The organism is Streptomyces sp. CB03234, assembly GCF_001905885.1.
In the GTDB taxonomy this organism is placed as follows: Bacteria; Actinomycetota; Actinomycetes; order Streptomycetales; family Streptomycetaceae; genus Streptomyces.
Genome location: NZ_LIYH01000007.1, coordinates 140,908 through 161,677 on the forward strand (window position 1 = coordinate 140,908; position 20,770 = coordinate 161,677).

Sequence of the window (20,770 nt, forward strand, 5' to 3'; positions counted from 1 at the left end):
GTTACGGCCGGCGGGCCGAGGTCACGCGGTAGACGTCGTAGACGCCCTCCACGCCCCGCACCGCCTTCAGGACGTGCCCCAGGTGCTTGGGGTCGCCCATCTCGAAGGTGAAGCGGGAGGTGGCCACCCGGTCGCGGGAGGTCTGGACGGCCGCCGACAGGATGTTGACGTGCTGGTCGGACAGGACCCGGGTGACGTCCGACAGGAGCCGGGAGCGGTCCAGGGCCTCGACCTGGATGGCGACCAGGAAGACCGAGGACTGGGTGGGCGCCCATTCGACGTCGAGGATCCGCTCGGGCTGCTGGGAGAGCGAGTCGACGTTGACGCAGTCGGCGCGGTGGACCGATACACCGCTGCCGCGGGTGACGAAGCCGATGATCGGGTCGCCCGGCACCGGCGTACAGCAGCGGGCGAGCTTGACCCACACGTCCTCGACGCCCTTGACGACCACACCCGGGTCGGCCTTGGTGCGGCGCTTGCCGCGGCCGCGCGACGGCGGGGCGGACTCGGCGATGTCCTCGCTGGCGGCCTCCTCGCCGCCGAGGGCCTGCACCAGCTTCTGGACGACGCCCTGGGCGGCGACATGGCCCTCGCCGATCGCCGCGTACAGCGACGAGATGTCGGGGTAGCGCATCTCGTGCGCCAGCGTGACCAGGGAGTCGCCGGTGAGGATGCGCTGGATCGGCAGGTTCTGCTTGCGCATGGCGCGCGCGATGGCGTCCTTGCCCTGCTCGATCGCCTCGTCGCGGCGCTCCTTGGAGAACCAGGCGCGGATCTTGTTCCTCGCCCGCGGCGACTTGACGAAGCCGAGCCAGTCGCGGGACGGGCCCGCGCCCGCGGCCTTGGAGGTGAAGACCTCCACCAGGTCGCCGTTGTCGAGGGTCGATTCGAGCGGTACGAGCCGCCCGTTGACCCGCGCTCCTATGGTGCGGTGGCCGACCTCGGTGTGGACGGCGTACGCGAAGTCCACGGGAGTGGCACCCGCGGGCAGCGCTATGACATCACCCTTCGGGGTGAAGACGAAGACCTCGTTGCGGGACAGGTCGAAGCGCAGCGACTCCAGGAACTCGCTGGGGTCCTCGGTCTCCTTCTGCCAGTCCAGCAGCTGGCGCAGCCACGCCATGTCGTTGATGTGGTCGTCCTTGCCGGCCTTCTTCGGTACGTCGGTGCGCACCTTGGAGGCGCCGGCGACGGCCTCCTGCTTGTACTTCCAGTGCGCGGCGATGCCGTACTCGGCGCGGCGGTGCATGTCGAAGGTGCGGATCTGCAGCTCGACGGGCTTGCCGTTGGGGCCGATGACCGTCGTGTGCAGCGACTGGTACATGTTGAACTTCGGCATCGCGATGTAGTCCTTGAACCGGCCGGGGACCGGGTTCCATCGCGCGTGGACGGTGCCGAGGGCGGCGTAGCAGTCGCGGACCGTGTCGACGAGGACGCGGATGCCCACCAGGTCGTAGATCTCCGCGAAGTCCCGGCCGCGGACGATCATCTTCTGGTAGACGCTGTAGTAGTGCTTCGGCCGGCCGGTGACGGTGGCCTTGATGCGGGCGGCGCGCAGGTCGGCCTGGACCTCGTCGGTCACTATGGCGAGGTACTCGTCCCGCTTGGGGGCCCGCTCGGCGACGAGGCGGACGATCTCGTCGTACATCTTGGGGTAGAGGATCGCGAAGGCGAGGTCCTCCAGCTCCCACTTGATGGTGTTCATGCCCAGGCGGTGGGCGAGCGGCGCGTAGATCTCGAGGGTCTCGCGGGCCTTCTTCTCCTGCTTCTCCCGCTTGAGGTAACGCATGGTGCGCATGTTGTGCAGGCGGTCGGCGAGCTTGATGACCAGGACACGGGGGTCCTTGGCCATGGCGACGACCATCTTGCGTACGGTCTCGGCCTGCGCGGCCTCGCCGAACTTGACCTTGTCGAGCTTGGTGACGCCGTCGACGAGGAGCGCGACCTGGTCTCCGAAGTCCTTGCGCAGCTGCTCCAGGCCGTACTCGGTGTCCTCGACCGTGTCGTGGAGCAGGCCCGCCATCAGGGTGGCGGGGTCCATGCCCAGCTCGGCGAGGATGGTGGTGACGGCGAGCGGGTGCGTGATGTACGGATCGCCGCTCTTGCGCTTCTGGCCGCGGTGCCAGCGCTCGGCGACCTGGTAGGCCTGCTCGATCTGGCGGAGCGTCGACGTCTCGATCTTCGGGTCGTTGCCGCGGACTATGCGCAGCAGGGGCTCCAGGACCGGGTTGTACGGCGACGAGCGCTGCACGCCCAGGCGCGCGAGGCGGGCGCGCACGCGGTTGGATGAGCCGCCGGAGCGGGCGACGGCGGGCGGCGTGGGCTTCGGGGCCGAGACGGGGGCGGGGCCTTGTGCGCGCTGGGGCACCGTGGGGCCGGACGTGTTCCGCGCGGCCTTGTCGGGGGGCGTGGCTGTGGGCGCCGCGGCCTTGTCGGCCTGCTGCTCGGGCTTCGCGGCGGAGAGTGGCTGGGCCTCGTCTGGCAAGAGCGCTCCTCGTGCGGGTCCGGGTCCCCCGGTCAGGCCCGGAATCCCATGGTACTGACCTCGCGCCGACCGCTCGCCCCGGGACGGGGACGGTACGGCCGCGGAGCCGGGCACCGGACAACGCGAAACGGGCACCCGGTGTTCCGGGTGCCCGTTCCTGTCCCGTATGCGCGCTGGTCAGAGCGTGATCAGCGCCTCCAGCGGGGCGCCGGCCAGGGTCGGCTCCAGGCGGGCGCGGCCGCCCAGGAAGCCGAGCTCCATGAGCACGGCGACGCCCGCGACCTCGGCACCGGCCCGCCGGATCAGCTCCAGCGAGGCCTCGGCGGTGCCACCGGTGGCGAGGACGTCGTCGATGACCATGACGCGGTCGCCGGGGAGCAGGTCCTCGGCGTGCACCTCGATCTCGGCGGTGCCGTACTCCAGCTCGTACGCCTGCGACAGGGTCGCGCCGGGCAGCTTGCCCGCCTTGCGTACGGGGATGAAGCCCAGCTTCGCGGTGACGGCGACCGGGGCGGCGAGGATGAACCCGCGCGCCTCCAGGCCGACGATCTTCGTCGCGCCGTGCCGTACGCACAGCTCCGCCAGCGCCCCGGTGAGGGCGGCGAACGCCTCCGGGTCCGCGAGCAGCGGCGTGATGTCCTTGAACGTCACCCCGGGGATGGGGTGGTCCGCGACGTCCCGGATCCGGCTGAGCAGCAGCTCCTGCGTGGTGACGGTCATCGGCGCTTGCCCCGCCCGCGCGTGGGCTGGCGCCGCTGGCCGACCACCGCACCGGCGGGTGCGGCGTCCTGCGGCTCGTCGTCCTGCGGCTCGGCGGCCTCGGGGGCCGGGGCGTCCGGGGACTCGCCCTTCTGGGCGGCCTGGGCGCGCTTGGCCAGGACGCGTTTCTTCAGCGCCTTCATCTGCGGGTCGCGTTCCTTGAGGTCGGCGACGAGCGGCGTGGCGATGAAGATCGACGAGTACGCACCGGCCGCGAGACCCACGAACAGCGACAGCGAGATGTCGTTGAGCATGCCCGCGCCGAGGACACCGCCACCGATGAACAGCAGGCCTGCCACCGGCAGCAGCGCCACGACGGTGGTGTTGATGGAGCGGACCAGGGTGCTGTTGAGACTCCGGTTGGCGATCTCGCTGTACGTCCAGCGGGTCTGCTTGGTGATGTCCCGCGACGCCTCCTTCAGACCGTCGAAGACGACGACGGTGTCGTAGAGGGAGTAACCGAGGATGGTCAGCAGACCGATCACCGTGCCCGGGGTGACCTCGAAGCCCACCAGGGCGTAGATGCCGACGGTGATGGTGAGGTCGTGGATCAGGGCGATCAGTGCGGCGACGGCCATGCGCCACTCGAAGGCGATCGCCAGGTACACCACCACGAGGACCATGAAGACGCCGAGGCCCATCCAGGCCTTGTTGGCGATCTGCTCGCCCCAGCTGGGGCCGACGACATCGACGTTCAGGTCGTTCTTGGCGACCCCGAGCTCGGAGGACAGCTCCGACTTGATCTTGGCGGACTCAGCGGTGGTGACATCGCTGATCTGGATGCGGAGGCCACCGCTGCCGAGTTCCTGGACGATCGGGATGTGGCCGGAGATCTCCTCGGCGGTGTCCCGTGCCTGCTCGGTGGAGACCGAGAGCTTGGGCGTGGTGACGACGACGCCGCCCTTGAACTCGATGCCCATGTTGAGGCCCTGCACCATCAGTCCGGCGATGGCCGTGATGGTGATCAGGATGGAGACGCCGTACCAGAGCATCCGCTTGCCGACGAAGTCGTACCCGACCTCACCGCGGTACAGGCGAGCGCCCATGCTGCCGAGTCGTGACATCTCACGCCTCCTTCGGTTCGGTGATGGCGGAGACGCGCCGCGAGCGGCGCAGCGGGGGCTTGGCTCCGAGCCGCCTGGGGTCGAGGCCCGACCACGGGTGTCCACTGCTGAAGAACTTGGTGCGGGCCATGAGCGTCATCAACGGCTTGGTGAAGAAGAACACCACGACGACGTCCAGGAGGGTCGTCAGACCCAGCGTGAAGGCGAAGCCCTGCACCTTGCCGACGGTCACGATGAACAGCACGGCCGCGGCGAGGAACGACACGAAGTCGGACACCAGGATCGTGCGCCGGGCGCGCGGCCAGCCGCGTTCCACGGCGGGACGCAGCGTGCGGCCGTCGCGGATCTCGTCCCGGACCCGTTCGAAGTACACGATGAAGGAGTCCGCGGTGATACCGATGGCCACGATGGCGCCGCAGACGGCCGGCAGGTTCAGCGCGAAGCCGATGGCCGGGCCGAGCAGCGACATCAGCGCGTAGGTGAGGGCCGCCGAGACCAGGAGGCTGAGGAGCGCGATGATCGACAGGCCCCGGTAGTAGACCACCAGGTAGATCACGACCAGGGCGAGACCGATGGCGCCCGCGATCAGACCGGCCTTCAGCTGCTCGCCGCCGAGCGCGGCGGTGACCGTGGTGACGCTCTCCTTCTCGAACGAGAGCGGCAGCGCGCCGTACGACAGGACGTTGGCCAGCTCGGTCGCCGACTGCTGGTCGAAGCTGCCGGAGATCTCGGCGCTTCCGCCGCCGATGGCGCTGCTGACGGACGGTGCGGAGACGACCTGCCCGTCCAGCGAGATCGCGAACTGGTTCTGCGGCTGGACCTGGCTCGCCAGCTTGCCCGTGGTCGCCGCGAACTTCTTGGTGCCCGCGTCGGTGAAGCCGAGCTGGACGATCCACCGGCCGCGCTGCGGGTCGAAGACGCCCTGGGCCTCGTCGACGTCCGTTCCGGCGACCTCGGCCGGGCCGAGGATGTACTTGGCGTCGCCCTCGCTGCCGCAGGCGACGGTCGGCTTGGCCGGGTCGGAGTTGCGGGCCGGGTTGGGCACCTGCTTGGTCTTCTTGTCCGGCGTGCAGTCCAGGGCGGTGAACTGCTTCTCGAGCGCGGCGACGGCGGCCGCACCCGAGGCGGAGGGCTGCGGGGCCGGCGTGGTGGCCGGCTTGTCGGTCGCGGTCGGCTTCGGGGTCGGCGCCTTCTTCAGGGAGTCCGTGACGGCACGGCCCTGGGTGGTGGCGCTCGCCTTGGGGCTGGGCGGTGTCGAGGCCTTGCCGCTGGGCGTGGCGCTCGGTGAGCCGCTGGCGGAGGGCTCGGGCAGCGGAGCGCTGCCGGCGACAGCCAGGACGGGGCGGAAGTACAGCTCGGCGGTGGTGCCGACCTGGTTCTCGGCCGCTTCGGAATCAGTCGCCCGGGGGATGTTGACGATGATGTGCCGGTTGCCCTGCTGCTGGACCTCGGACTCCGAGACACCCAGACCGTTGACACGGCGCTCGATGATGCCGATCGCGGTCTGCATGTTGGTGTTGTTGATGGAGTCCGGCTTGCCGGGCTGGTTCTCGGCCCTGAGCGTGATGCTCGTACCGCCGGCGAGGTCGATGCCCAGGCGCGGGGTGGTGTCGCCCGACCAGAACATCCCGCCGATCAGGGCACCGATGGCGATCAGGATCACTGCCAGGGCGCGCCCCGGCTTGCCCTGCCCCCCCGTCGCCGGCCCTCGGCCCTTCTTGGGTGCTGCCACCTTCTCGTTTCTCCCTGTCCAACCGCCGCTACGCCGGGTGAGCGTCGGGGCGGCCACGAAGTGGTGTGGGGAATCCCCCGCGTGTGTCGGCACGGAACGGACCGCGTACGCCGGTCGGCGACGCGGTCCGTCTGCACGCCTTACTTCGCGTCGGTGTCGCCGTCGCTCTTCTCGTCGGCCTTGGCGTCCTTGGCCTCGGGAGCGGTGTCGCCCTCGTCGGCCGCGTCCTTCTTGCCGAGGTCGATCTTCGCGTCACCGTCGGCCAGGACGTCCGTCCCGGCCTCGGTGAGCGAGGAGGCGTCGTCCGGCACGACGGGGGTGTCGGTCTTCAGGTCACCGTCGCCGTGGACGATGCGGTTGTACTCCTCGTCGTCGAGGACGGCGCCGACGGCGTTCTTGGCGTACACGGCGTGGACGCCCGGAGCGACCTCCAGGAGGACCGTGTCCTCGCCGACCTCCTTGACGGTGGCGTACATCCCCCCGATCGTCCGTACGCCGGTTCCGGGCTGCATCTGGTTACGCATTTCCACCGCCTGCTGCTGCTTCTTCTTGGCAGAGCGGGTCATCAGGAACATGGCCCCGATGAGGACGATGAACGGCAGGAGAGTCACGATACTCACGGGACGACAAATCCTTCGCACGGTCGCGGGGAACCGCGGCCTGATCTTCGGGGGTGGGTACGCCGGCCTGAAGGGTCGGCATCGGCGGAGTCTAGGCGAGTCCGCATCAATGGAACAACGCCCAGCATGGCACCGCGGTTCCTCGCCCGGCGAGTCTCCTCGCCGTCACGCCCCGAAGAGCCCCTGTTGTCCCCTTCCCGGGCCGCCTGCCTGCGGCGGTACGAGGCCGAGATGCGCCCACGCGGCGGGCGTGGCGACCCGCCCGCGCGGCGTGCGGGCCAGCAGGCCCTCCCGTACGAGGAAGGGTTCGGCCACCTCCTCGACCGTCTCGCGCTCCTCCCCCACGGCCACGGCGAGGGTGGACAGGCCGACCGGTCCGCCGCCGAACAGCTTCAGCAGCGCCTCCAGTACCGCCCGGTCCAGCCGGTCCAGGCCGCGGCCGTCCACCTCGTACACCTTGAGCGCGGTGGCGGCGATGTCGCGGGTGATCAGGCCGTCCGCCTTGACCTGGGCGTAGTCGCGGACGCGGCGCAGCAGGCGGTTGGCGATCCGGGGCGTGCCGCGGGAACGGCCGGCGATCTCGGCGGCGCCGTCGGCCTCGATCTCGACGTCCAGCAGCTGGGCGGAGCGGTGGATGACGCGCTCCAGCTCGGCCGGGGCGTAGAACTCCATGTGGGCGGTGAAGCCGAACCGGTCGCGCAGCGGGGGCGGCAGGAGGCCGGCGCGGGTGGTGGCGCCGACGAGGGTGAAGGGCGGCAGCTCCAGGGGGATCGCGGTCGCGCCCGGTCCCTTTCCGACGATGACGTCGACCCGGAAGTCCTCCATCGCCATGTAGAGCATCTCCTCGGCGGGCCGGGACATCCGGTGGATCTCGTCGAGGAAGAGGACCTCTCCCTCCTGGAGGGAGGAGAGGATCGCGGCAAGGTCGCCGGCGTGCTGGATGGCGGGGCCGGAGGTGATGCGGATGGGGGCGCCCATCTCCGCGGCGATGATCATGGAGAGGGTGGTCTTGCCGAGGCCGGGGGCGCCGGACAGCAGGACGTGGTCGGCGGTGGCGCCGCGGGCCAGGGCGGCCTTGAGCACCAGGTCCAGCTGCTCGCGGACCCTTTCCTGGCCCACGAACTCGTCCAGCGACTTGGGGCGCAGGGCCGCCTCTACAGCCTGGTCCTCACCGTCGGCGGACGCCCCGACGAGCCGGTCGGCGGCGTCGGCGGCGGCGGCCGGCGTGCTGCTGGTGTCGTCGTACCGGTTCACTGCGGATTGCCTCGCGTGGTCATGGCGGCGGAGCCGCGCGGATGGTGGTCTGCCGGCCGGCCCGGCACGCCCAGCCGACGGGCGGGCGTCTGGCCGGCCCCGGGCCCGCCGCGCGCCCGTTCGCGGCCGGGCCGATGTGCGGCTGCCCCGCCGCGCGCCGTGACCGGCCGCCCCTGCCGGGCGCCCCCGTCCCCGCCCCCGCCGACCACGCGGCCGCTGCGGGAGCGCACGGCCGGGCGGGCCGCCCCGGGGCGCTGCCCTGTCGCCGGGACGGCCGGGCCGGTGCGCGAGCAGGGGGCGGTGCCGTCCCCAGCGGGCGAGTGGGCCACACCGGGGCGGCTCCCTCCGTCCGGGGCGGCCGGGCCGGTGCCGTGCCCCGCGGGCCGGCGGGCCGGGTCGGGTGCGGAGGTGACGGGGTTGTCGGGGGTCATCGGGTGCGGTTCAGGGTCTGGAGGGCGGCCTTGAGGAGCTGGCCGATCTGGGGGGCGGCGCCCGACGCCTCCGCCTGGGGGGTGACGGCGGCCACCGCCTCGTCGGCCTCGCGGGTGGCGTACCCCAGGCCGATCAGCGCGGCGTGCAACTGGTCGCGCCAGGAGGCGGTGACCGCCGTACCGACGCCCTGGCGGCCGATGTGGGCGGCGCCCACCGGTTCGCCGAGCCGGTCCTTCAGCTCCAGCAGCAGCTTCTGCGCGCCCTTCTTGCCGATGCCCGGCACCGCCGTGAGCGCCTTCTCGTCGCCCGACGCCACCGCGACGCGCAGCGCGTCCGGGCTGTGCACGGCGAGCATGGCCTGGGCGAGGCGCGGGCCGACTCCGCTGGCGGTCTGGAGCAGCTCGAAGACCTGCCGCTCATCGTCGTCGGCGAAGCCGTAAAGGGTCAGGGAGTCCTCCCGTACGACCAACGACGTGGCCAGCTTGGCTTCCTGACCCACCCTCAGCTCGGAGAGGGTGTTCGGCGTGCACTGGACGGCCATGCCGATGCCGCCGACCTCGATCACGGCGGTGGTCGGGGCGAGCGCGGCGACCGGGCCGGAGACAAAGGCGATCATGCGAGGTGGCCTTTCCTTGCGTGGTGTGCGGCGACCGCCTGCTGGAGGCGGTTTTGGGCGGGGGCCCGCCAGATGTGGCAGATGGCGAGGGCGAGCGCGTCGGCGGCGTCGGCCGGCTTCGGCAGGGTGTCGAGCCGGAGCAGCCGGGTGACCATGGCGCCCACCTGGGCCTTGTCGGCGCGGCCGCTGCCGGTGACGGCGGCCTTGACCTCACTCGGTGTGTGCAGGGCGACGGGGATGCCGCGGCGGGACGCGCAGAGCATGGCGACGGCGCTGGCCTGCGCGGTGCCCATCACCGTACGCACATTGTGCTGGCTGAACACCCGCTCCACTGCCATCCGTTCGGGTCGGTGCGCGTCCAGCCATTCCTCGATGCCGCGCTCTATCGCCACGAGGCGGTGGCCGATGTCCGCGTCCGCGGGGGTGCGGACGACGCCGACGCCGAGCATCGTCAGCGGGCGTCCGGCGACGCCTTCGACGACGCCGATTCCGCACCGGGTCAGCCCTGGGTCCACCCCGAGAACGCGCACGCCGCCCACCCTCCTTCGCTCAGCTGTTTGTGCAGGCTATCGGGTGGCACTGACAACGACGCGACGGGCCGACGGGGTGTGTTCCCCGTCGGCCCGTCGCGGTCGTGCGTGGCTCAGGCGTCGACCTTCGCCATGACGTCGTCGGAGACGTCGAAGTTGGCGAAGACGTTCTGCACGTCGTCGCTGTCCTCCAGCGCGTCGATCAACTTGAAGATCTTGCGCGCGCCCTCCTCGTCCAGCTCGACCTGCATGGTCGGGACGAAGTTGGCGTCGGCCGAGTCGTAGTCGATGCCGGCCTCCTGGAGGGCGGTGCGGACCGCGACCAGGTCGGTGGCCTCGCTGAGGACCTCGAAGCTCTCACCGAGGTCGTTGACCTCCTCGGCGCCCGCGTCGAGGACCGCGCCGAGCACGTCGTCCTCGGTCAGCTCACCCTTGGGGACGATCACGACGCCCTTGCGGTTGAACAGGTACGACACCGAACCCGGGTCGGCCATCGAGCCGCCGTTGCGGGTCATGGCGACGCGTACGTCGGAGGCGGCACGGTTGCGGTTGTCGGTGAGGCACTCGATGAGCACCGCGACACCGTTCGGGCCGTAACCCTCGTACATGATCGTCTCGTAGTCGGCGCCACCGGCCTCGAGGCCGGCGCCGCGCTTGACCGCGGAGTCGATGTTCTTGTTCGGGACCGAGCTCTTCTTGGCCTTCTGGATGGCGTCGAAGAGGGTCGGGTTGCCATCGGGGTCGGCGCCGCCGGTGCGGGCCGCGACCTCGATGTTCTTGATCAGCTTCGCGAAGAGCTTGCCGCGCTTGGCGTCGATCACGGCCTTCTTGTGCTTCGTCGTAGCCCATTTAGAGTGGCCGGACATCTGCCTGTCTCCTTCGCGTAACCAATTTCTGAACGAACCCCAGAGATCCTACCGGGGTCGGGTCAGGCCGCCGTGCGCACCATGTCGACGAACAGGGCGTGCACCCGGTGGTCGCCGGTCAGTTCGGGGTGGAACGACGTGGCGAGGGCATTGCCCTGCCGTACGGCGACGATGTGGCCGTCGTGCTCGGCGACGACCTCGGCCTGGGCACCGACCGACTCGACCCACGGGGCGCGGATGAAGACGCCCTCGACGGGGCCGCCGTCGATGCCGGCGACCTCGACGGCCGCCTCGAAGGACTCGTTCTGGCGCCCGAAGGCGTTGCGGCGGACGATCATGTCGATGCCGCCGAGCGTCTCCTGGCCCGAGCGCGGGTCGAGGATCTTGTCGGCGAGCATGATCAGGCCGGCGCACGTGCCGTAGACGGGCATGCCCGCCTTGATGCGCTCGCGCAGCGGCTCCATGAGGCCGAACAGCTCGGCCAGCTTGGAGATGGTGGTGGACTCGCCGCCGGGGATGACCAGGCCGTCGACCTCGGCGAGCTCCTCGGGGCGCCGGACCGGCCTGGCCACGGCGTCCGCCGCGGCCAGGGCGATCAGGTGCTCACGTACATCGCCCTGGAGAGCCAGGACACCGATGAGCGGAGTGGTCATTACCAGCCCCGGTTCGCGTAGCGCTCGGCCTCGGGGAGGGTGTCGCAGTTGATGCCGACCATGGCCTCGCCCAGGTTGCGGGACGCGTCCGCGATGATCTTCGGGTCGTCGTAGAAGGTGGTGGCCTTCACGATGGCGGCGGCGCGCTTGGCCGGGTCGCCGGACTTGAAGATGCCGGAGCCGACGAAGACGCCCTCGGCGCCGAGCTGGCGCATCAGCGCGGCGTCGGCCGGGGTGGCCACGCCACCGGCGGAGAACAGCACGACCGGCAGCTTGCCGAGCTCGCTGACCTCCTTGACGAGCTCGTAGGGGGCGCGCAGCTCCTTGGCGGCGGCGTACAGCTCGTTGTTGTCGAAGCCGCGCAGCTTGGCGATCTCGTTCTTGATCTGACGCAGGTGGCGGACGGCTTCCACCACGTTGCCCGTACCGGCCTCACCCTTCGACCGGATCATGGCCGCGCCCTCGGCTATGCGGCGCAGGGCCTCGCCCAGGTTGGTGGCGCCACACACGAACGGCGTGGTGAAGGCCCACTTGTCGGAGTGGTTGACCTCGTCGGCCGGGGTGAGGACCTCGGACTCGTCGATGTAGTCGACGCCGAGGGACTGCAGGACCTGGGCCTCGACGAAGTGACCGATGCGGGACTTGGCCATGACCGGGATGGAGACCGCGTCGATGATCTCCTCGATCATGTTCGGGTCGGACATCCGGGCCACACCGCCGTCCTTGCGGATGTCGGCCGGGACCCGCTCGAGGGCCATGACGGCGACGGCGCCGGCGTCCTCGGCGATCTTGGCCTGCTCGGCGTTGACCACGTCCATGATCACGCCGCCCTTGAGCTGCTCGGCCATGCCGCGCTTCACGCGCGCGGTGCCGGTCTCGGGGGACTGCGGGGTGGTGGTGCTGGACACGGATGGACCTCACTCAAGAAACGGGACGGTTTCAACTACACCGAGGAAACCCGGGCCACCCAGTCCACATCAAGGGCCAATAGTCACCCGGTGGCTCGTTTTCCCGAGGTCAGCTGCTCCCCGGCCGGTCCGCCAGGGCCGTCGGCGGCTCGTCGTCCATCTCGAACGCCAGCGGGAACGGGGCATGCCCCGCCAGCCGGAACCAGCGCACCGTACGGTGCCTGCGCAGCGCCCTGGCCGCGCGTACGGCGTCGTTGTGGAACCGGCGGGCCATCGGCACCCGGCGTACCGCCGCCGCGAGCTCCCCGGCCGCCTGCTCGCCGCCCGGGGCCTGACGTACCGCCTCGACCTGCTCCGGCTCGCCGAACACCGCCCGCAGGGCCTGGCTGAGCTCGCTCTCGGCGACCTCCCGCTGCTCCTCCTCCGCCTGCCGGGCCGCGTGCGCGGCCTCGTACAGCACGATCGACGCCGCCGGGTCGAGCACGCCGGACGTGGCCAGCTCCTGGGCCACTGAGGCACGGCGCAGCAACTGCGCGTCGAGCGCGGCGCGGGCCGCGTCGATCCGAGCGTGGAGCCGGTCGAGCCGCCCGGCGGTCCAGCTCAGGTACAGCCCGATGGCGACCAGGGCGACGACGATCCAGATGAGGGTTTCGATCACGGGCGCAAAGGCTACCGGGGCCCTGGCGGGTCCCCTTCCCAGACCGACCGGTCGTGCGCGAACAGGACGCGGCTCGGCCGGAACTCTGCGATCCGTTCAAGCCACGGCGGCCACGGCCCGCCCGCCCCGGCGCTGCGGGCCATCTCGTCCGAGGCGTAACCCGACGCGAAGTCGTACGCCTGTCCCGCGAGCACGACCGTGCCGCCGTCCCCGGACACGACCAGCGACTGGTGCCCGGCCGTGTGCCCCGGCGTCGGTACGACGTGGATTCCCGGCCACACCTCGGCCTCGCCGTCCAGCTCCTCGTAGCGGGCCCCGGGGTAGTCCACCAGGGCGTCGATCGTGTAGTCGCCCGCGCGGGCGGTGGCCAGTTCCGTGCGCTGTACGAGGACGGGGCGGTCGGCCAGGAGCGGGTTGCCGCCGCAGTGGTCGAAGTGGAGGTGGCAGTTCACGACGAGGTCGATGTCGTCCGGCGTGACGCCCTCGGCGGCCAGTGCCTCCGCGAGACCCCGCCGCCGCGGCCGGTAGTGCGCGTCCGCATCCGGATCCCCCTCCCCCAGCCCGGTGTCGAAGAGCAGCAGCCCCTCCTCGTGCCGTACGAGATACGCGAGCACGGGCTCCACGCGCGCGTGCTCGGTGCCCGCCTCGGCGGCAGGCCGGACGAAGTACCCCAGGTCCAATCGGCGAATGTCCATGCGGGCGATGCTGACGGTCCGCACCCGGCGTCCGGCAAGGGGTGGGGCCGTGCAGGGTCGTCCCCGCAGAGGCTGGCGGCGCCGTAACGGCTCCCGCGCCGGGGCCCAAGGCCGCCGACCTCGTGGGGGTGCCCCCTCTGGGGGAGAGACGAGCCCGGAGGGGCCACGCCCCCACCCACCGGGGGTGGCCGCCGCTCGGGCACCGCCCCGTGGGGCACCGGGAACAGGCGCCGCCCCTGGGGGAACCGTGAGAGGGCGCCGCCCCGTCCCGTTGTGCCCACCCTCCCCCAAGCTCTCGGCTTCGCTCGAGCAGGGGGTGCCCCCATCGCCCCAGCGGGACGACTGCCCACAACGGGGAGGGCGGACCCCGCCGGAGCGGGTCCCACAACGGCGGCCTACCGCACCGCCCCCGGCACCGACCCGCGCCCCCTCAGTCCCGCGCCAGGCCCCACCGGGCCCGCAGGCCCAGCCGCTCGTCGGTGGCGACCGACGCCGCGCCGTCCGTGACCGTCTCGTAGACCGCGAGGATGTCCGCCCCGACGGTCGACCAGTCGAAGCGCCGCACATGGGCGCTGCCCCGCTCGCGCAGCTCGGCGCGCCGCACCGGGTCGCCCAGCAGCCTGATCGCCGTCTTGGCGAGGGCGTCCGCGTCCTCGTTGGCGAAGAGCTCACCCGCCGCGCCCTGGTCCAGGACCTGCGCGAACGCGTCGAGGTCGCTGGCGAGCACCGGGGCGCCCGCCGACATGGCCTCGACCAGGATGATGCCGAAGCTCTCGCCGCCCGTGTTGGGTGCCACGTACACGTCGACGCTGCGCAGCAGCCGCGCTTTGTCCTCGTCGCTGACCATGCCGAGGAACTCCACGCGCCGCCGCATGTCGGCCGGCAGCGACGCGACGGCCTCCTCCTCGTCGCCCCGCCCCGCGACCAGCAGCCGGGTGTCCGGGCACGCGGCGAGGATCTTCGGGAACGCGTTCATCAGCACCGGCAGGCCCTTGCGGGGCTCGTCGATCCGGCCGATGAACCCCAGCGTGTTGCCCTGCCACTCCGCCTTCGGCTCGGCCTTGGCGAAGAAGTCGACGTCGACGCCGTTGGGGATGACGACCGCGTCGCCGCCCAGGTGCTCGACGAGGGTCCGGCGCGCGTACTCGCTGACCGCGATCCGCGCGCTGATCTTCTCCAGCGCGGGCTGGAGGATCGGGTACGCGGCGATCATCGCGCGCGAGCGCGGGTTGGACGTGTGGAAGGTGGCCACGATCGGGCCCTGCGCCGCCCAGCAGGACAGCAGCCCCAGCGACGGCGACGCCGGCTCGTGGATGTGGATCACGTCGAACGTGCCGTCGTGCAGCCAGCGCCGCACCCGCGCCGCCGACAGGAACCCGAAGTTCAGCCGGGCCACCGAGCCGTTGTACGGCACGGGCACCGCGCGCCCCGCCGAGACCACGTACGGCGGCAGCGGCGTCTCGTCGTCGGCCGGGGCCAGCACCGACACCTCGTGGCCCAGCCGGATCAGGTGCTCGGCCAGGTCCCGGATGTGGAACTGGACGCCGCCCGGTACGTCCCAGGAGTACGGGCAGACGATGCCGATCCTCACGCCGCCGGCCCCTTCTCGGGATCCAGGTCCGCCAGCCACAGCCGCTGCAGCATGTGCCAGTCCTCCGGGTGCTCGGCGATTCCGGTGGCGAAGGCATCGGCCAGCGCCTGCGTCATGGAGGACGTCTTCTCCTCGCGCGTACCCGTCTCGGGTACGTCGACGGGCGGGTGGACCCGCCCCGTCATCGTCGACTCGCCGTCGTACCAGAGCGTCACCGGCAGGAGCAGCGCGCCCGTCTGCTGCGCCAGCATCGCCGGCCCGGCCGGCATCCGCGCCGTCTCGCCGAAGAACGTCACCTCGACGCCCGACGCCGACAGGTCCCGGTCCGCGACCAGGCACACCAGCCCGCCCGCCCGCAGCCGCCGCGCCAGCGTCCCGAACGCCGACCCACCGGTGTGCGGCAGGACCTCCATGCCCAGCGACTCCCGGTACGCCACGAACCGGTCGTACAGCGTCTCCGGCTTCAGCCGCTCGGCGACCGTCGTGAACGGCACGCCCAGCGCCCGGGTGGCCCACACGCCCGCCAGGTCCCAGTTGGCCAGGTGCGGCAGCGCCAGGACGACGCCCTTGCCGGCGGCCAGGCCCTCGGTCAGGTAGTGCACGTCCTTGACGTCGAACGCGGCCTTGACGCGCTCCGCGCTCCACGTCGGCAGCCGGAACGACTCCATCCAGTAGCGCATGTACGAGCGCATCCCGGCCTTCGACAGCTCGGCCAGCCGCTCCGGGGAGGCATCCGGCACCACGCGCGCGAGGTTGGACTCCAGGCGCAGCACCCCCTTGCCGCGCCGCTTCCACGCCGTGTCCGCGATACGGCGGCCGAGCCCGGCCGCCACCGGCTCCGGCAGCTTCTTCACGGCGGTCCAGCCGAGCCCGTACAGCGCGTCGGTCAGCCGCTCACTCACCGCGTTCATGTCGCCTCACTCCCCCTCGGGCCGGAAGCACCGGAACCGCCCGACGCACCAGCCGCGTCCGCCTCCGCCGACTCGCGCCGCACCGTCACCACCCGCTGCCCCAGCGTCACCGCACTGCCCACGGCCACCGCCCACAGCGCGATCGGCAGCAGCACCTGGATGCCCGGCACACCGAACCCGTGCAGCCCGGCCAGCCCCGCCGCCACCAGCGAGACGACGAGCCGCTCCGCGCGCTCGACGAGCCCGTTCACCGCGACCGGCAGGCCGATCGACTCGCCGCGCGCCTTGGTGTACGACACGACCTGGCCGCTCGCCAGGCAGAAGATGGACACGGCACACAGCACATTGTCGTCGCCCCGGCCCGCGTACCACAGCGCGAAGCCGCCGAAGATGGCCCCGTCGGCGACCCGGTCCAGCGTCGAGTCCAGGAAGGCGCCCCAGCGGCTGGAGATACCGGCCTGGCGGGCCATGTTCCCGTCCACCAGGTCGGAGAACACGAACAGCGTGATGACGATCGTGCCCCAGAAGAACTCCCCCCGCGGAAAGAAGACCAGCGCGCCCGCCACCACGCCGGCCGTGCCGATGAGCGTCACGGCGTCGGGGCTGACCCCGCGGCGGAGCAGAAACGCGGCGAACGGTGTGAGAACACGCGTGAAAAATGCACGCGCGTACTTGTTCAGCATGGCCTTCCCGAGGGTCGGTGGGCCGTGCGGCCCCTACGGCCACCGGCTGGCCCATCGTAGCCAGGCAGGGGCACCCCCCACCGCCGGGCACCCTGCTCCCGTCGCGGTGTCGGACGTATGGACGCAACCTGGCCTGAGTGGAAAGCTCGAAAGACGACCGCGGGCACCGCCGGAGCTGCCCCAAGAGGGCTCCCCCGCGCCCGCGCCCCCCACCTCCACCGTGCACGCACCCCGTGCACTCGCGATCAGGAGGAAGAATCATGGGCGACAAGGCGAACGCACACCCCGGAGCCGCCGGCAGGGCAGTAACGGCCGACCAGCCCTCATCGGTACGGAATGTGGTGCTGGTCGGCCACAGCGGATCCGGCAAGACGACCCTGGTCGAGGCCCTCGCGCTGACCGCCGGAGCGGTCAACCGGGCAGGCCGGGTCGAGGAGGGCGGCACGGTCTCCGACTACGACGAGATCGAACACCGCCAGCAACGCTCCGTACAGCTCTCCCTCGTTCCGATCGAATGGGGCGGGTGCAAGATCAACGTCCTCGACACCCCCGGATACGCCGACTTCGTCGGAGAGCTGAGGGCCGGTCTGCGCGCAGCGGACGCGGCCCTCTTCGTCGTCTCGGCGGCGCAGGAGGCCGACGCGATCGCCGGTTCCTGCCGCATGGTGTGGGAGGAGTGCGCGGCGGTCGGCACGCCCCGCGCCATCGTCGTCACCCACCTCGACACCGCGCGCGTCGACTTCGACGAGCTGACCCGGGTCCTCGCGCGGATCTTCGGCGGCGACGACCCGGACGCCATCCTGCCGCTCTACGTGCCCGTGCTGGGCCCGCAGACCCCCGACGGACACGCCCCCGCGACCGGGCTCGTCGGCCTGCTCACGCGGAAGATCTTCGACTACGCGTCCGGTGAACGGAAGGAGAATCCGCCCGACGACGCCCAGCTCCCGCTCATCGACGAGGCCCGCAACCGCCTCATCGAAGGGATCATCGCGGAGAGCGAGGACGAATCGCTCATGGACCGCTACCTCGGCGGTGAGGAGATCGACCTCAAGACCCTCATCGACGACCTGGAGAAGGCCGTCGCCCGCGGCACCTTCCACCCCGTCCTCGCCGCCGCGCCCGCCGCACCGGGCGCGAAGCAGGGCCTGGGCACCGTCGAACTGCTGGAGCTGATCACCCGCGGCTTCCCCACGCCCCTGGAGCGCGAGGCGCCCGCCGTCACCACCCCCGACGGCAAGCCGCGCCCCCGGATCACCTGCGACCCGGACGGGCCGCTGGTCGCCGAGGTCGTCAAGACCTCCTCCGACCCGTACGTCGGCCGGATCTCCCTGGTACGGGTCTTCTCCGGCACGCTGCGCCCCGACGAGACCGTCCACGTCTCCGGCCACGGCCTCGCCGACCGGGGCCACGAGGACCACGACGTCGACGAGCGGATCGGCGCCCTGTCCGCGCCCTTCGGCAAGCAGCAGCGGCAGCTGAACCACTGCATCGCGGGCGACCTGGCCTGCGTCGCCAAGCTGTCCCGCGCCGAGACCGGCGACACGCTCTCCTCGAAGGACGACCCGCTCCTGATGGAGTCCTGGACCATGCCCGACCCGCTCCTGCCGCTCGCCATCCAGGCGCACAGCAAGGCGGACGAGGACAAGCTGTCCCAGGGGCTGGCCCGGCTCGTCGCCGAGGACCCGACCATGCGCCTGGAACAGAACCAGGACACCCACCAGGTCGTCCTGTGGTGCCTGGGCGAGGCGCACAAGGACGTCGCCCTGGAGCGGCTGCGCAACCGCTACGGCGTCCAGGTCGACGTCGTCCCGCACAAGGTGTCGCTGCGCGAGACCTTCGGCAGCAGGGCCGCCGGGCGCGGACGGCACGTCAAGCAGTCCGGCGGGCACGGGCAGTACGCCATCTGCGAGATCGAGGTGGAGCCGCTGCCGCCCGGCTCCGGCATCGAGTTCGTCGACAAGGTCGTCGGCGGCGCCGTGCCGCGCCAGTTCATCCCGTCCGTCGAGAAGGGCGTACGTGCCCAGGCGGCCAGGGGTGTCGCCGCCGGCTACCCCCTCGTCGACGTGCGCGTCACCCTCCTCGACGGCAAGGCCCACTCGGTCGACTCCTCCGACGCGGCCTTCCAGACGGCCGGCGCCCTGGCGCTGCGCGAGGCGGCGGCGGACGCCCGTATCGACCTCCTCGAGCCGGTCGCCGAAGTCCAGGTCCTCGTTCCCGACGAGTACGTGGGGCCCGTGATGAGCGACCTGTCCGGCCGGCGCGGACGGGTCGTCGGCACCGAACAGGCGGGCCCGGGACGGACCCTGGTACGGGCCGACGTTCCCGAGATCGAGATCGGACGGTACGCCGTAGACCTCCGCTCCATCTCCCACGGCACGGGCCGGTTCGACCGCTCCTACGCCCGCCACGAGGCGATGCCCCCGCAGGTCGCCGAGAAGATCCGAGAACGCACCGAAAGCTGAGGACCATTGGCCCCGCCGTCCGCCCAACTCGGTTGCGGCGGGCGGCATTCCGCCGTCCCCTGACGCACGGCCGGTGACCCCGATAGGCTGGAGAGCCCTGTTCAGCAGGTGTGCGGGGCGGGGAGGTTGGGAAGGCCGCAGTGCGGGAGACACGCGGCAGACGGGGACAGTCGGCACAGGTGGGGGCGGCGAAGTGACGATGGACAGTTTCAGCCCCGGAGCACAGGTCCCGCTCCAGGGCTCGGCCGGACAGACCGTGGCGACGCACGCGCTGGCCTCTGCCGCGTACCGGGAGAACGTCCCGGTGGACGAGATCCTCAAGGCCAACAACGAATGGCACGAGTCGACCGTCACCCAGGGCAAGTTCTCCCTCTTCAAACCCAACCTCGGCGAGGCGTTCTCCCGCGCCGTGCAGGTCCGGATGCTCGGCGGCGCCCGTAAGCCGCTCATCCAGTCCTTCGGCACCGAACCCCAGCCGATCGTCGAGCACTGCCTGGCCGCCACCCGCATCCGCAAGCAGCGCGACAAGGTGCTGACCCTGATCACCGTCGTCTTCGGCGTGCTGTTCCTGCCCGGCATGCTGGTGTGGCTGACCGTATTCCAGCTGCGCCGCACCCTGGCCGGCGCCTCCGGCAGGCGATCCGGCGCCCTGGGCACCCTGCTGCTCGTCGGGGTCGGCATCCTCGCCGTGCTGTTCCTCTTCCGGCTGCCGTTCACCGGCCTCCCGGCCCTCTACCTCCGCGCCATGTTCATCGCCCCGGTCATCGGCTGGTTCCTGGCCAAGCGGATCTGCGAATCCACCGCCAAGGACCTGCGCGCCCGCTGGGAGTCCCTCCTCAGCGGCGGTGGCGGCATGGGCCCCAAAATCCCCGAGGCTGTCCCGCACGACCCCAACGAGACCGCCGCCGAGGAACTGCGCCAGCAGCTGGAGAAGCTCACCGCCGAGCAGCGCTCCAACGTCGTCTTCTACGCCGGCCCCAAGGGCATCCTCGGCATGGGCACCCGCTGGGGCAGCTGGCACCTCGCCGAGGAGCTGATCCCCAAGGACGGCAAGGAGATCCACGCCTTCCGCACCTGGGACGTCATCCGCCCCATCCACGACCAACTCAAGCTGCTGGAACGCGGCACCCTCAAGACCGGCTTCCCCACCCCCTCCGTCACCCACTGGATCGTCACCCCAGTGGCGGAAGGGGCCACGGAGGTCGCCCGTCCCGAGGGCGAGGACATCATCGCGTACCAGGTCAAGCCCCACGAGATACAGCGCGTCTGCAACGAGAACCAGTTCGGCAAGGGCAACCGGCACTACCTGGGCGTGCAGTTCGTCCTCTGGGACGGCCAGCTGGTGCTCACCATGATGGTCACCGTCACGGCGCTCCTGCACACGCTCCGTATCGAGGTCACCGGCCACGCGCTGGGCCCCGTGCACGGCCTGTTCACGACGAAGCCGGAGCCGAAGAAGAAGACCGTCTCCAAGACCGTCCGGTTCTGGGAGACCAAGGAGGTCCTGCTGCCGCTGATCGACAACGACGAGGTGGTGCGCCTCGCCGTCCGGGCCCCGCTGACCTGGTTCCCGCCGGTTCTGGACTTCCTCGGCGGCAAGCTCGTCCTGCCCGAGCCCTTCGGCCTCCGCCACGCCTGGGCCTCCCAGCCCTGGCGCCACCGCTTCATGGCCGACGACGCCATCCGCGCGGCCACACCCGTCATGCGGGCCGTGCACACCGCGACCATCAAGATGCTCGACGAGCACGGCGTGGACACGGAGCGCTTCACCAACCGGTCGATGGTCCTCAGCGGCTTCGTCCAGGACCCGATGCCGAAGAAGGCGGACTCGTACGACGCGTGACAGGTACC

The 20,770-nt window shown here is 71.4% G+C and carries 18 protein-coding genes; 2 read left to right on the forward strand and 16 right to left on the reverse strand.

The genetic code is table 11. From position 1 onward, the window contains the following. Position 1 precedes the first annotated feature (1 nt). From AMK26_RS29175 to pgsA, 16 genes are all read right to left on the reverse strand, one after another. Positions 2-2,485 (reverse strand): RelA/SpoT family protein, encoded by a 2,484-nt coding sequence (locus tag AMK26_RS29175; RefSeq protein ID WP_073758104.1) that lies wholly within the window; start codon positions 2,483-2,485, stop codon positions 2-4. A gap of 177 nt (positions 2,486-2,662) precedes the next feature. Further along, positions 2,663-3,205 (reverse strand): adenine phosphoribosyltransferase, encoded by a 543-nt coding sequence (locus AMK26_RS29180; RefSeq protein WP_073758106.1) that lies wholly within the window; start codon positions 3,203-3,205, stop codon positions 2,663-2,665. Next, on the reverse strand, positions 3,202-4,308 hold the full coding sequence (gene secF / locus AMK26_RS29185) for a protein translocase subunit SecF (RefSeq protein ID WP_073758108.1): 1,107 nt from the start codon (positions 4,306-4,308) through the stop codon (positions 3,202-3,204). Before secF ends, AMK26_RS29180 begins: the two co-directional genes overlap by 4 nt. A 1-nt stretch (position 4,309) precedes the next feature. After that, on the reverse strand, positions 4,310-6,040 hold the full coding sequence (gene secD, locus AMK26_RS29190) for a protein translocase subunit SecD (RefSeq protein ID WP_073758110.1): 1,731 nt from the start codon (positions 6,038-6,040) through the stop codon (positions 4,310-4,312). Between the two features lie 140 nt (positions 6,041-6,180). Beyond that, entirely contained in the window at positions 6,181-6,660 is a 480-nt protein-coding gene (gene yajC, locus AMK26_RS29195) for a preprotein translocase subunit YajC (RefSeq protein ID WP_073758112.1), read from the reverse strand. Between the two features lie 165 nt (positions 6,661-6,825). Further along, positions 6,826-7,914: a Holliday junction branch migration DNA helicase RuvB gene (gene ruvB / locus AMK26_RS29200; protein WP_073758114.1), complete on the reverse strand. Its 1,089-nt coding sequence runs from the start codon at positions 7,912-7,914 to the stop codon at positions 6,826-6,828. Between the two features lie 427 nt (positions 7,915-8,341). After that, positions 8,342-8,962 carry a Holliday junction branch migration protein RuvA gene (ruvA, locus tag AMK26_RS29205; RefSeq protein WP_073758116.1) on the reverse strand — a complete coding sequence of 207 codons (621 nt, stop codon included), beginning with the start codon at positions 8,960-8,962 and terminating at the stop codon, positions 8,342-8,344. After that, positions 8,959-9,492 (reverse strand): crossover junction endodeoxyribonuclease RuvC, encoded by a 534-nt coding sequence (ruvC, locus tag AMK26_RS29210; RefSeq protein WP_073758647.1) that lies wholly within the window; start codon positions 9,490-9,492, stop codon positions 8,959-8,961. Before ruvC ends, ruvA begins: the two co-directional genes overlap by 4 nt. Positions 9,493-9,605: 113 nt before the next feature. After that, entirely contained in the window at positions 9,606-10,358 is a 753-nt protein-coding gene (locus AMK26_RS29215; protein WP_073758118.1) for a YebC/PmpR family DNA-binding transcriptional regulator, read from the reverse strand. 62 nt (positions 10,359-10,420) lie between these two features. Next, entirely contained in the window at positions 10,421-11,011 is a 591-nt protein-coding gene (pdxT, locus tag AMK26_RS29220; RefSeq protein ID WP_073758120.1) for a pyridoxal 5'-phosphate synthase glutaminase subunit PdxT, read from the reverse strand. Continuing rightward, positions 11,011-11,919 (reverse strand): pyridoxal 5'-phosphate synthase lyase subunit PdxS, encoded by a 909-nt coding sequence (gene pdxS, locus AMK26_RS29225; protein ID WP_073758122.1) that lies wholly within the window; start codon positions 11,917-11,919, stop codon positions 11,011-11,013. The genes pdxT and pdxS overlap by 1 nt, the downstream gene beginning before the upstream one ends. Before the next feature lie 109 nt (positions 11,920-12,028). Further along, positions 12,029-12,577 carry a hypothetical protein gene (locus AMK26_RS29230; protein ID WP_073758124.1) on the reverse strand — a complete coding sequence of 183 codons (549 nt, stop codon included), beginning with the start codon at positions 12,575-12,577 and terminating at the stop codon, positions 12,029-12,031. A gap of 11 nt (positions 12,578-12,588) precedes the next feature. Continuing rightward, positions 12,589-13,272, reverse strand: coding sequence for an N-acyl homoserine lactonase family protein (locus AMK26_RS29235; protein ID WP_073758649.1), 684 nt, complete (start codon positions 13,270-13,272; stop codon positions 12,589-12,591). 430 nt (positions 13,273-13,702) lie between these two features. Further along, on the reverse strand, positions 13,703-14,863 hold the full coding sequence (locus AMK26_RS29240) for a glycosyltransferase family 4 protein (RefSeq protein WP_073758126.1): 1,161 nt from the start codon (positions 14,861-14,863) through the stop codon (positions 13,703-13,705). Continuing rightward, positions 14,860-15,774 (reverse strand): phosphatidylinositol mannoside acyltransferase, encoded by a 915-nt coding sequence (locus tag AMK26_RS29245; RefSeq protein ID WP_073758128.1) that lies wholly within the window; start codon positions 15,772-15,774, stop codon positions 14,860-14,862. Before AMK26_RS29245 ends, AMK26_RS29240 begins: the two co-directional genes overlap by 4 nt. Further along, entirely contained in the window at positions 15,771-16,457 is a 687-nt protein-coding gene (gene pgsA / locus AMK26_RS29250; protein WP_073758130.1) for a phosphatidylinositol phosphate synthase, read from the reverse strand. The genes AMK26_RS29245 and pgsA overlap by 4 nt, the downstream gene beginning before the upstream one ends. Before the next feature lie 260 nt (positions 16,458-16,717). Here pgsA and AMK26_RS29255 point away from each other — a divergent pair, with 260 nt between their 5' ends. Beyond that, complete coding sequence (locus AMK26_RS29255) at positions 16,718-18,919, forward strand: elongation factor G-like protein EF-G2 (protein WP_073758132.1); 2,202 nt, start codon at positions 16,718-16,720, stop codon at positions 18,917-18,919. A 199-nt stretch (positions 18,920-19,118) separates the two neighbouring features. Then, positions 19,119-20,762, forward strand: a complete 1,644-nt coding sequence (locus tag AMK26_RS29260) for a hypothetical protein (protein WP_073758651.1) — start codon at positions 19,119-19,121, stop codon at positions 20,760-20,762. Positions 20,763-20,770 lie beyond the last annotated feature (8 nt).